9 protein-coding genes and 1 pseudogene are annotated in these 12,105 nt (G+C 61.2%); 7 read left to right on the top strand and 3 right to left on the bottom strand.

What is annotated here, in order from left to right; translation table 11 throughout:
- Nucleotides 1-66: 66 nt before the first annotated feature.
- The gene (locus OHL18_RS11550; RefSeq protein ID WP_263375003.1) at nt 67-213 is read left to right on the top strand and encodes a hypothetical protein; all 147 of its coding nucleotides are present in this window, start codon (nt 67-69) and stop codon (nt 211-213) included.
- A 43-nt stretch (nt 214-256) separates the two neighbouring features.
- The gene (locus tag OHL18_RS23445; RefSeq protein ID WP_263375002.1) at nt 257-1,402 is read left to right on the top strand and encodes an AAA domain-containing protein; all 1,146 of its coding nucleotides are present in this window, start codon (nt 257-259) and stop codon (nt 1,400-1,402) included.
- 559 nt (nt 1,403-1,961) lie between these two features.
- Here OHL18_RS23445 and OHL18_RS11540 read toward each other — a convergent pair.
- Nucleotides 1,962-2,241, bottom strand: a pseudogene (locus OHL18_RS11540) (transposase); the annotation flags it as partial.
- Nucleotides 2,242-2,854: 613 nt separating this feature from the next.
- On the opposite strand from OHL18_RS11540, the gene OHL18_RS11535 reads away from it, so the two are divergent.
- Together OHL18_RS11535 and OHL18_RS11530 are read left to right on the top strand one after the other, a co-directional pair.
- Nucleotides 2,855-3,133, top strand: coding sequence for a hypothetical protein (locus tag OHL18_RS11535; RefSeq protein ID WP_263375001.1), 279 nt, complete (start codon nt 2,855-2,857; stop codon nt 3,131-3,133).
- A gap of 31 nt (nt 3,134-3,164) precedes the next feature.
- Complete coding sequence (locus OHL18_RS11530; protein WP_263375000.1) at nt 3,165-5,261, top strand: PP2C family protein-serine/threonine phosphatase; 2,097 nt, start codon at nt 3,165-3,167, stop codon at nt 5,259-5,261.
- Nucleotides 5,262-5,545: 284 nt separating this feature from the next.
- On the opposite strand, the gene OHL18_RS11525 is transcribed toward OHL18_RS11530, so the two are convergent.
- Nucleotides 5,546-6,712 carry a hypothetical protein gene (locus tag OHL18_RS11525; RefSeq protein ID WP_263374999.1) on the bottom strand — a complete coding sequence of 389 codons (1,167 nt, stop codon included), beginning with the start codon at nt 6,710-6,712 and terminating at the stop codon, nt 5,546-5,548.
- Between the two features lie 86 nt (nt 6,713-6,798).
- Nucleotides 6,799-9,513, bottom strand: coding sequence for a carboxypeptidase regulatory-like domain-containing protein (locus OHL18_RS11520; RefSeq protein WP_263374998.1), 2,715 nt, complete (start codon nt 9,511-9,513; stop codon nt 6,799-6,801).
- A gap of 170 nt (nt 9,514-9,683) precedes the next feature.
- On the opposite strand from OHL18_RS11520, the gene OHL18_RS11515 reads away from it, so the two are divergent.
- The 3 genes from OHL18_RS11515 to OHL18_RS11505 are packed head-to-tail and all read left to right on the top strand — an operon-like array spanning nt 9,684 to nt 11,759.
- A complete protein-coding gene (locus tag OHL18_RS11515) occupies nt 9,684-10,916 on the top strand; it encodes a sensor histidine kinase (protein ID WP_263374997.1) in 1,233 nt (410 codons plus the stop codon).
- Nucleotides 10,913-11,548, top strand: a complete 636-nt coding sequence (locus OHL18_RS11510; protein WP_263374996.1) for a response regulator transcription factor — start codon at nt 10,913-10,915, stop codon at nt 11,546-11,548. Before OHL18_RS11515 ends, OHL18_RS11510 begins: the two co-directional genes overlap by 4 nt.
- A gap of 19 nt (nt 11,549-11,567) precedes the next feature.
- Nucleotides 11,568-11,759 carry a CPBP family glutamic-type intramembrane protease gene (locus OHL18_RS11505; RefSeq protein WP_263374995.1) on the top strand — a complete coding sequence of 64 codons (192 nt, stop codon included), beginning with the start codon at nt 11,568-11,570 and terminating at the stop codon, nt 11,757-11,759.
- Nucleotides 11,760-12,105 lie beyond the last annotated feature (346 nt).

Below are 12,105 nucleotides of genomic sequence, written 5' to 3'. Positions count from 1 at the left end.
TGGCGGCTAACGGTGCATCCAGCAGTCGAAGGGCCTCCCTCCGCTACGTCTACTAAACTGAGGTCGATGCTCCTTACGATTTCGACCAACCATCAGCCTGCAACAGAACTCGGCTACCTCCTGCACAAGAACCCAGCGCGTCATTGTCGCTGGAGACAACAAGCAACTGCCGCCTACCGCGTTCTTTGCTGCGTCCGACGAAGACGAGGATGAGGACGAGGACGGTGACGCGACCGCATACGAGAGCCTGCTCGACATGATGATCCCGTTCGTTAAGGGCTTCCATCTCAACTGGCACTATCGAAGTCGCGACGAATCACTCATCTCGTTCTTCAATCACCATATGTACGACGACCGACTGGTCACGTTTCCTGGACCGGGCGGAAGCGCCGCGATGTCTCACGTTTTCGTCGATACCATCCCGAGTTCGGACGGGCAGGAAGACAGCTCGGGCGGCGAAGTCCAGAAGGTTGTGGAACTCGTCCTCCATCACGCACGCACCCAACCCGGTCGTACGTTGGGCGTCATAACAATGGGCATCAAGCATGCAAACCGGATTCAAGCTCTGCTTGATCGCGAGGTTGCTCGTCACCCCACACTGGCGAGCTTCTTCGATACAGATCGACCGGAACGGTTTTTCGTGAAGAACTTGGAGAGAGTGCAGGGAGACGAGCGGGACGTCATCATTCTCACCGTCGGTTATGGGAAAGACAGGGCCGGGAATCTTCCGCTGCGCTTCGGGCCCATTCTGTCAGCCGGGGGCCGCCGACGCCTTAACGTTGCCGCCACGCGTGCCAAGGAACAGGTCATCGTGGTGTCTTCCTTCGTTTATAGCGACATCAACAGCACTCAGGTTCGACCTGGTACGGGGCTTGAGTTCTTGAAGAACTACCTCCAATATGCAAGTTCGGGCGGCGCACTCTTGTCCCACGGTGAGATGACCAGCGAACCCATGAATGACTTCGAGGCCGACGTTTACGAGGCCCTCTCTGCAAAAGGAATGACGATCGTCCCGCAGGTCGGGTGCTCGAAGTTTCGAATTGACTTGGCGGCGTCTCACCCGACCCAACCCGGCAAGTTCGTCTTGGCGATCGATGCGATGGAGCGACCTACCATTCCCGCTACACGGCTCGTGATCGAGACCGGCTTCGCCAGCAGCAGCTCGAAAACCTCGGCTGGACCTTCCACCGTATCTGGTCGACGGATTGTTTCATGCGACGGCACGAGGAAGTGGAGCGTGCCGTTCAGGCCTTTCAAAAGGCTGTGGTGGCGAGTGACCTACCGAGACCGCCTAGGTTGCCGCAACCATAAGACACCATGGCCCCAAGCCCAAGCGCTCCATCCACGGAGCCGAGTCGTCGAAGTTCCGTCACTGCTCCCATTCCGGTACGAGCTTCTATAGCGGAATACACGAGCGACGAATTGAAAGCGCTGCTTGGATGGGTCCAATCCGACGGTAAACTTCGGACCAGCGACGAACTGGCGGATGAGATGTTTGCGGCGCTGCCATTTTCCCGCCGAGGATCGAAGATAGACGCAGCACTAAAAACGGACAAGAGCCAACTGATGACGTATGCCCGTATGCAGGGATCCTGCGAAACCATACCAACGGGATCTCCCCGCGTGGAAAAGGGGCGGTAGCCCAGAGAGTAGAGCGTCAATCATGACATTGGCGACGCGCTTTGTGGAGTGCCCGATCTATCGCGGGGCTGATGCCTGACAAAAGCTCTTCCTAATTTTGCCGTGCAGAAAACGGATGACACAACGGTCGATCGGCTTGCTGTAAACCCGCTCGGGAAACCGGTCTTCTTCAAGAACGAACCAAGTTATTGGGAACGGCATGCGCGGATCTCATCATGGCCTGGTTGCCAAGAGCGGCATACTCGCGAGAGGCCGGATACACTTATGCAAACCGCTATGTGTCAGAAGCAAACCTGCGCTTGCAAAAGCGGAGCGGACCATACATTTCCCGAGGCGAAGTCCTTCAACACAAGGTTGTCCAGGCTCAGGTTCGCGACCAGGCGCTTCAGCGTTGAGTTCTCTTGCTCCAACTCCTTCAGCCGCTTCGCCTGCTCCACCTGCAAGCCGCCATACTCCTTGCGCCAACGGAAGTACGTCTGCTCCACGATTTCCGCTTCTTTACACGCCAGTGCTGTCGTCTTCCCGTTCGCGATCCGCCACCTCGATCTGCCGCAACAGATTTACCACCTGCTCAGGTTGGTACTTCTTGCCTCGTCCCATATGCTCTCCTTGTCCAGTGTCTCTCTTCTCCTCTGGCACATTTCAAGCCGGGCAATCCAAGCGGTCGCAATGGTCCGCCGAGGGCGGCGGTGAGGAGCGTGTGATCCACCTTTTAGTATCCTCTAGTGCTGCGAGGAGATCCACCAACTCATCGAAACGACCTTAGTGCCAGAGCTCGGACGTTAGGACGGATCGCTCCGGCATCTCGCCCCGGACGCCCTGCGCAGCAAGCGTGTGGCCTGGTGTTTTGTTCTTCTAAGTTTAACCAAACGCCTCTTGACCTGACAGTTCATGATCCCTCTCCTCGCGGAACGGAATCCTTCAAGAAGGCCATTTCTGCTACGCGAACGCCCGGCCTGGGTCGAGGCCGCCAGCATCTTAGGTCTGCTCATGGTTGTTCCCCCTTGGGCCTCCGATACGGCCATTCTTTGTCCTTCGTTTGTACTGCTTCGGTACCCGCTGTTGCGTCTGGTGAAACGTGGCCGGGAGCGACCAGCGCGACGGAGCCGACGCAGCAAGTGCGGAGCACAGGAGTCGCTCCCGCCCACGTTTTACCCCGTGTCTGACCCTCTTCATGCACTATTTCTCTGTATTTAATGGAGTTATTCCAGGGTTGATAGACCCTAGTTACGAACAGTGCCTAGCCGCCGACTCCGGCGAGTTTCAGAAGATCCCGAGCGGCCGCCGCCGCCGCTGGGCCGTCCAGCTCGGCATGTTGACCTTCTCGATCGGCGTCTCCACCCAGCAGTGGCACGTCGCCGTGATGGGCATCGCCTACTCGTGGATCACCGCCGCCGCAGTTTGGCAGACCGGGATAAACTTTGGCCCGTTCGTGCGTATGGAATACGGCACGTGCGCCTCTCAGGATCAAACTACTGTCCTTCTTCCATAAATGGTTATAGTACGGATGAGGATCAAGCCCCTTGAACGAGTTCGCCCGTCCCACACTGAAGCAACTCTCTGTTCTTTTTCTGTCTCTCCTCTGCCTCACCACCCTCGCGCAATCGCCCGCGCCCAAGCCCGCTGAGCCATCGGACGGCGTCGACCACATCACCCTCGGCCAATCCATCTTTCCGCTGAACGGGGCGTACAAGTTCAGCATCGGCGACTCGCCGCTCGACCCCGCCACGCACCAACCGCTATGGGCCAAGCCCGGCTTCGACGACTCCCACTGGGAGACCGTCGACCTCACCCCGCCCAACGGCTCCTTCGACCCCGTCGTAGGCTTCTCAGGCTATGTCCCTGGATGGACAGCCCACGGCCATCCAGGCTACTCCGGCTATGCCTGGTACCGTATCCGGGTTAAGGTAGAGAGCCTTGCCGGCACAAAGCTCGCCCTCGCCGGGCCGAGCGATGTGGACGACGGCTTCCAAGTCTTCGCCAACGGAACCCTGCTGGGTAGCTTCGGTGACTTCTCCACCAGCCATCCCAGCGTCTATTACAGCCAGCCGACGCTCTTCCCCCTCCCATCCTCAGATAGAGCTTCTAATGCCGATGGCACCGAGGTGCTCGCCTTCCGCCTCTGGATGGAACCAGCCACGCTCATATATGCACCGGCCGCGGGCGGCTTCCATGCCGCTCCGCTCCTGGGCCACGCAGGCGCGGTCTCCGCCGGCTATCAGGTCCGCTGGCTGGAACAGGTTCGCTTCCAGGCGATAAGCATCATCGAGGTTCTTTTCTACTGCCTGCTGATGGTGCTATCCATCAGCCTCTCCATCTTCGACCGCTCCGACAAGGTCTACTACTGGATCGCGATAGTTTATGCGATCTCGGCCTGTAACATGAGCATTCAGACAGTCGGCACCCTCAGCCAGTTCATCAACCAGGTGACGTTGAACCTATTGGTGAACGGTCTCTTCTTCCCGCTCCTCCTCGCCATCTGGTTAATGGTCTGGTGGGTCTGGTTCCAGTTGAAGCGGCCGGTCTGGCTGCCGAAGGCTGTGGTTCTGCTGACGCTGCTCTACATGGCCGGCGACTTTCTCGGCGAAGAAATCGTCGTTGGCCTCGTCCCGCACCCGTTAGCGGTCAAGTTCCATCTGCTCTCGGTGGCTGCCAGGCTGGGCTTTCTCGCCTTGCTGGTGCTGGTCGTCGTTCTCGGAGTGCGCCAACAGGGACGCGAGGGATGGGTCGCCCTTCCTGCCGTCCTCGTGCTCGACGTTGCAACGTTCCAGGCTGAACTAGGTGGCCTTCATATCCGGCACGCCTGGTTTCCCTTCGGGATGCAGTTTACCCTTGGCGCGGCGGCGCAACTTCTGCTGGTTCTCGCTCTCTTCTTCCTCCTGCTCCGGCGCCTGTTCGTCTCGCTGCGCCTGCAGCGCCAGCAGGCGCTCGACATCCAGCAGGCCGCCGAGGTCCAGCAGGTCATCCTTCCAGAGTCCCGCACCGTCTACCCCGGCCTGCTGATCGAAACCGAGTACCGCGCCGCCCGCCAGATTGGCGGCGACTTCTTCCAGATCATCCCGCACCCTGCGGACGGAAGCGACGGGGCCGGAAGCACCCTCATCGTCGCCGGAGACGTCACCGGCAAAGGCCTCCAGGCCGGCATGACCGTCGCCCTGCTCATCGGCGCCATCCGGAGCACGGCGGAACTGAACTCCGGTCCACTCGTCGTCCTCGAAGCTCTCAACCGACGCCTCATCGGACGCGACGCCTCGCAGGCGACCTGCCTTGCACTCAGCATTGCCGCCGACGGAACGTGCACCCTCGCCAACGCCGGTCATCTGCCGCCTTATCTCAACGGCAAGCCGCTCGACATGGAAGGCGCTCTCCCGCTCGGCATGATCGACGGAGCGGAGTTCTCCGTCATGCACTTCACTCTCGCCGACGACGACAAGCTGGTCATGGTCTCCGACGGCATCCTCGAAGCGACGAACGAGAAGGGAGAGTTGTTCGGTTTCGAGCGCGTCGCTGAACTACTCCGGAACAACGGTGCGGTAAAGGCACTTGCAGATGCCGCACAAAGTTTCGGCCAGGAAGACGACATCAGCCTGATTGCCGTCACTCGAACTGTCGGAGTGTGACACCCAGTGTCCAGTCCTAAGAACTCTCGATTATGTTGAGAGCAAGAGGGGCGCGGCCTTCTTCTTGACGGCAGCGTCACACACTGGACAGGAGAAACAGCAAACATCGTGATGGCGTTCGTGCTGGGTGGAATAGCGATGACCTCCGGACACTACTTGCGTCGACTCTGCGCCACTCGCAGTCCTCTCTCTGCAAGAAGTTCCTTTTCTTTTCTACTTTCTCAATTTCGGGTTCAATTTGTGATGCCACGCCCCTCTATAAGGGGACTATTCACACACCGCGACTATAACGGATGGGAGGTAAGTGTCACCGTGCCGCTGCTGGCGGTGCTGACTTCGGTCATCTTCTTTCCGGCGAGCCATGTGGGCGTGGAGAAGGTAAGAGCCGGGGCGTGGTCGGGGGTGTCGGCTGCGGTGATGAGGCCGGTGGCGATGGTCTTCTTCTTGCCGACCAGGAGTGAGACTTCGACGTGGTCGGCTGTCGGCGTGAGCGGGGTGGTGAATTGAAGGGTGAGGGCATGCTTTTCGCCGTCGCGGATGGGTGAGAAGTGGACGCGGTTGATCGCCCAGATGTCGCCGGTACGGGTAACGTCGAGCGTGCAGTGGACCGAGGGAGAGAAGCGGTCAGTAGAGGTGACTGTGAGGTTTGGCCCGTCAACCTTGTCGATGTGGATGGAGCGATGATTGCCGTGCTCGTCGTCGAGCTCCCAGGTTGCGCCGGCCGTCAGTGCGGCGGGGGCGGAGATGGTTGTCCAGGTCTGCTGGCCTGGGATGAAGACGAGGGTGTGAGCGCTCTCGGTCTCGGCACCGTGGTAAGGGATGAAGTAGGGCGGGTGGCTGTACTCGCTCCAGACAGAGGCGACGCTAACTGTGGTGCCGACCTGGAGTGCGGTGCCTTCCCCGGCAAGGGCGCCGAGTTCGCGGTAGGCGAAGATGGGGATCTTAGACTCGGCGAGGGCAGTGAGGCCGCTGCCTTGTTCTGAGATGTCGGAGCCCTGGACGAAGCGCCACTCCAGGGGCTTGCCGTCGGCCATGGCGAAGCGCAGGGTGGAGATGCTGCCGACGTTCTCGGTATCGGCCTGCTCGAAGGCGAGCGCGGTCTTGTGGGCTTCTTCCCCCTGTGCGGTGGCGGAGGCGATAAGCCCTTCGTCGCTGGCGTAATGGATGCGCTTGCTCGTCGCACGGTCGGTGAGGGTGACATAGAGCAGTGGGTGCTTAGCGTTGGCAGGGTCGACGTCGAGCTCGATCATGGAATACGGAAGTTCGGGGCCGACGAACTGCACGAACTGCACGGGCCAATAGCGGTAGCTGGTCATGATAGGGAGCATGGGCGGAGCGATCGGGGCTGTTGAGGCTTCGGGCGCGGGTGCTTGGGCTTGAAGAGCGTCGATAGGGGTGGTGGAGGCGAGAACGAGGGACGCGGTGGCGAGGGTGGCGGCGAGGCGTTTCATGGTGGGCTCCTTGGTCTTCGTTTGGAGTGCGGTTGAGTGTTGAAATGGGTCGCTCGTGTGGTTTCTTAGCGCTTTGAGACGGCGCTTTAGAAGCTCCAGCGGAGGCCGGCTTCGACGCGGCGACCGGGGTCGGATTGATAGGCCTGGCCGAAGAGAGGAGAGCCGAGGACACCGCCGACGGCGAGGACGTTGTTGTGGTTGAGCAGGTTCGTCGAGCGCAGATTGATTGCGAGCGACTGGCCTTCTTTGCCGGTTGAGTGAGGGAGCTTGAAGGTGCGGCTGAGGTTGGTGTCGAGATGGACGTTCCAAGGAAGCGTGCCGGCATTGCGGCCGAGGAAGGCGCCGGTGCCAGTGGGTGAGAGGGAGCCGAAGGCGGTGTTGTAGACGGTGGCGCTCGATGCTACGGCGTAGACGGGGCGGTCGTTGAACACACCATCGCCGTTGTTGTCGAAGCCGGTGGTGACGTTGTAGGGAAGGCCGGAGGCGGCGTTGAACTGGAAGGAGAGGTTCGCGCCGCGAGGGAGGACGTAGTTGGTGAAGGCGATGAGCTGGTGCGTGGCCTCCCATGAGGGGCGGGCGAGTTCGCCGCTGCCGGAGAGACCGTTCTGGGGGAAGAAGGTGTCGGAGTCGGCGTTGCCGCGAAGATCCATGCGGACGTAGCCGGCGAAGATCTGGAGCTTCTTGAGGCTGTGCTGGTCGACGCCGACGAAGAGGACGTTGCCGCCGAGGCGGCCGGTCTGCTGGAACTGGAAGAGGTTCAGGTTGGGCTGAATGGGGCGCGTGCCAGTGGGTGAGTCGCCTAGCGGTGGGTTGATGTTGCGGGAACGCGTGATGTCCCAGGCGTGGACGAGGTACAGGTTGCTCTGAACGTGCCAGTGGCGGGGGAAGTCGTGCTCGACGCCGAGATGAGATTGCAGGGACGGAACCTGGGTAAGGCCGGGCAGTGGAGCGCGGAGGGTGGTAATGGTTGAAGTGCCGGTGTTGAGAGGGGAGCCATAGGCGGGATTGTTGATCTGGAACTGGGTCTGGATGGTGCCGTTGAGCTGGCGGTCGGCGAGGACAGTCTGGGGATCGACGACACCGTAGAAGAGGCCGGAGCGGAGGTGAAAGACGGTCTTCTGCTTGCGGTCAGGCGACCAGGCGAGGCCGAGACGCGGCCCTGCGTTCCCGATGGTGGTGGGGTTGTTCTGCATGGCCCAGCGCAGGCCAAGTGAGAGCTGAAGGCGGGGGCGAAGCTTCCACTGGTCCTGAGCGTATAGGACGGCCTGAAGCTGGTTCAGCGAGACAGCGGGTGTTCCCGTGGTGATGTTGAACTGAGTGGGTGTGCCGCCGGGAAGGTTGAGCAGGGTGCGGCGGTACTGTTCGAGGCCGGTAATGGTGGAGGTGCCGGAGCCATCGAGCGCGGGAGCGGCGCCGCCGCCGAAGATGTAGGTGCCGTTGAAGCCGGCGGGCTGGGTGTCGTTGAGCGAGGTGTCGAGCAGTTCGAGGCCGGCCTTGAGGCTGTGTTTGCCATAGGTGCACATGATGTCGTCGTCGACTTCGAGGTCGCGCTCGTGGGAGCGGAGGTAGCCCGTGGTGACGCCGCCGCCGATGAACGCGCCGCCGACCTGTAACGATGGAGCCGTGGAGATGGGCGTGTCGGTGCGATAGCGCCAGGTGTAGCCGACGCGGGTCTCGTGGACGAGAGTGGCTGAGAGAGTTTGGAGGTTAGAGACCTGGAAGACCTGTTCGGATTGATTGGTGTTGTAGCCGGCCTCGGCGAGGACGTTGCCGCCCACGCCCTGGTTCGAGAGTCCGTTGACGTTGGCGGTGTAGGTTGCCGTGAGGTTGTTCTTGGGGCTTAGGAGATAGCCGAAGCGAGCGCTGGCCTCCCAGAGCGAGCGCGGGGCGGCGACGTTGGCGGAGACGGGAGTTTCAGTGCCCGACGAGTTGAGGGTAACGGCGTCGACGACGGCGAACTGGCTGATCTGGCGATGTTCGAGGGCGAGAGCAAAGTCGCTGCGGTTCTTCGCGATGGGGCCGCTCAGTTCGAAGCCGTAGCGCTGCTTGCCGATGGCGGCACGGCTGGGCGAGAACGGGTCTTCGGCGTTCATGAAGCCGGCGGACTGGGTGGTGAACAGAGCGCCGTGGAACTTCGACTGGCCGGGTTTGGTATAGATCTCGACGCGCCCGCCTCGGTATGGGGGGCGGGCGTACTCGGCGGAGAAGAGGTCAGGGTTGACGCGGATGAAGGCGATTGCTGACTTGGGGGGAATCTGGCCCCCGTTCTGGAAGCCATCGACAGTAACAATAGCCGCGCCGGGAGCGCCACCAGCGGCTGCGGCGAGAACCTGGAGCTGGCGGCTGAACTCGTCTGGATCGTCGGCGAGCTGGGAGATGTCAACAGTCTTGAGGGTGCGGGAACCGGCGATGTCTTCGCTCGAGACACCGGAGCTGTCGGGGGCGGCGTCGACCTCGGTGTTGACGGTGAGAACCTTGAGGCGGACGGAGAACGCGCGAGCACCTGGGCCCACCTCAAGACTATGGGTAGCGGTCTCGAAGCCGTCGGCGTCGATGGTGACGCTGTAGGTGCCGTCGGGAAGGCAGGCGGTGGTGAAGCGGCCGTCGCGCGTTGTGTGGAGAATCTCAACGCTTCCGTTGATTTTGAGGGTCGCGTCGGCGATGAGCGCACCGGTGCTGTCCATGACCTGGCCGGTGGCGATGCTGAAGTGCTCGCGGCATGCGGACTGAGCGGCGGCGGTCCCCAGCGAGAGAACACCGGAGACCAGGATAGCGGCGGCGATGAAGTTCCGGGTTGGCATCGGGAGCTCCTGTGGGTTACAGGAGCTATGTTGCGGGAGATCGGCGGCGAAACTAAGTGCGGAGTATCAGGATGGTTGTGTGACACGTGTCATATGACAAGTGTCATACGTCTGGAATGATGGGTGGGAGTTTCTGGATCGGCTGTATTCGCGAGATGATGAAAGTCATTATGGATCGCCAAGGCGCTACTGACGCGGTGGAACTCGGAGAACTGAGCGGCCGGACCCTGCGGGCATCTATCTCGGCGCAACACCAATGGATGTTCCGGTGGCCCCCGCTGCTCTACACGGTGTTCTGGTTTATCTCGCCATGGTACCGGCACACAGTGCTGGGATGGTGCGGGTTTGCCCTATTCTATGCGACGTTCCTCCTGGCCTACTACAAGATGTTCCGGGACAACGAGCCGCCGCGTCTCGAGTGGCTTGCGGTGATGTTCGCGCTGGGTTATCTGAATTACCCGTTCAACCGGAGTGCAGCGGGTGAGTTTGTTTTTCCTGTGGTGATGAGCGTCTTCTTTCTGTGCCAGACAAGAATGTTTGCGGCACTCTGGAGATTTGGAGTGATTGCGGCGGCGCAGGCGATTGGAGTTTTGGTCGAGACCGCGTTGCTCCATCGCGATATTGCGATTGCTGAGAGCGTCATCTTTTACACAGTAGCGATCGGGCTTAGTAACTTCGCCTACGCGCGGCATGTGATGGCGAGCGAGCAATTGGAGCGAGCGAACCTTGAGATCGAGCATCTGACCCAGGTAGCCGAGCGGGAGCGGATCGCACGTGATCTGCACGACCTGCTGGGACACACGCTGACTGTGATCGCGCTGAAGAGCGATGTAGCGAACCGGCTGTTCGACATTGAGCCGGAGCTGGCGCACCGCGAGATTGCCGAGGTGCAGGATACGGCTCGCAAAGCGCTAGCTGAGATTCGCGAGGCGGTGACGGGATATCGCGCGGAAGGGCTGGCGGCGGAGGTGGCGCGGGCGCGGCGATCGCTGACGAGCGCGGGGGTGGAATTGAGGACGGAGATGGAGTTCATGGTGCTTCCGGAGCCGGCGACAAACACGCTATGCCTTGTGTTGAGGGAGGCGGTGACCAACGCGATCCGTCATGCGGGAGCAACCACATGCCGCTTAGAAGTGCGCCGCGAGGGCGATGTGGTGACGATGAGCATTGAGGACGATGGATCGGGGGAGTTGAAGGCTGAGGGAAACGGTCTGCGGGGGATGCGCGAACGGTTGACAGTGTTAGGAGGAAGTTTGCTGCGGGAGCGGGCGGTCAGCGGAGGCACTCGGCTGGTGGCGACGTTGCGCGTGGTATCCGGAGTGTCGGCGGATGCGGCGAGGCCGCGAGTGGAGCGAGACGACGCCGCCTTCGGTGCGGTGTCCGAAGGACCGGTGCAAGCATGAATGCCGCTCAGGGAAAGCCTGCTAAGGAGATCCAGGTGGTCTTAGCCGAGGACCAGGGGATGGTGCAGGGAGCGCTGGCCGTGCTGCTGGGGATCGAACCCGATATCGAAGTAGTTGCTGCGGCGAACGATGGCGAAGAGGCGCTGCGAGCGATTGGGAGGCACCGGCCGGGGGTTCTGGTCACGGACATCGAGATGCCAAAGCTGACCGGGCTAGAGCTTGCCGGACGAGTGCGGGAACTTTATCCGGCGACGCGGGTGCTGATCCTGACGACCTTCGCGAGACCGGGGTATCTGAGGCGGGCCCTAGACGCGGGAGCGCTGGGGTATTTGTTGAAGGACAGGCCATCAACTGAGTTGGCTGATGCAGTTCGGCGCGTATATCGCGGACTCCGTGTGGTGGACCCTGAACTGGCAGCTGAAGCGTGGAGCGGGGAGGTAGATCCGCTGAGCGATCGCGAGCGCGAGATATTGCGGCGGGCGGGTGAAGGCGAGAGCACGGCAGATCTGGCACGGTCCCTCCGGCTGTCGGACGGGACGGTGAGGAATTACCTCTCGGAGGCGATCTCGAAGCTGGGGGCGCACAATCGTACTGAGGCAGCCCGAATGGCGCGGGCGAAGGGATGGTTGTGATCGGGAGACTTTGTGTTGTTTGACGAACGAGTGGGGAGGCTGGCAGGCTGTCCTGGGCAGCGACGCCTTCTTAGCCATCTACCACAACCCTTTGTTGTGGGTTCCAATCGGGCTAGTACGCATCGCCAACACCCTGCTCTTCAACTGGACCGGCCGCCTTGCACCTGCAGTCATCTTGCCTATGGTCTCCAACGCTGTCGTGCTCAGTTAGCCGCGCGGCCAGGACCGAGGCGGATTTCGTGGGGCCGGAGCTCCCGGGGCCGTGGTCGAGACGATGGCAAGGTGAGCGTCCTGTGCGGTCTCGCGAATGAGGGTGCGGGCGACGAGGTATCGCGAGACGACGCTCCAGGGAGAGGTCTGATCTGCGGATATGGTGCGGAAGCCAGCGATGGCCGCGTGGAGATCCTGAGCGTTCTTGTTCTTGCTGTTGTCGTTGCTCTTGCGTCTAACCTTAATAACCTTAACGTGTCGATAGACACTCCTACTACTTAGTGGGACTCTGGGCACAAGTACATAGGCTCTCAGTACAGGTACATATGCCCTGAGCACAAGTGCTT

It is taken from the genome of Granulicella aggregans, assembly GCF_025685565.1.
Lineage (GTDB): Bacteria > Acidobacteriota > Terriglobia > Terriglobales > Acidobacteriaceae > Edaphobacter > Edaphobacter aggregans_B.
This window is presented reverse-complemented; position numbering and strand designations above follow the sequence as displayed.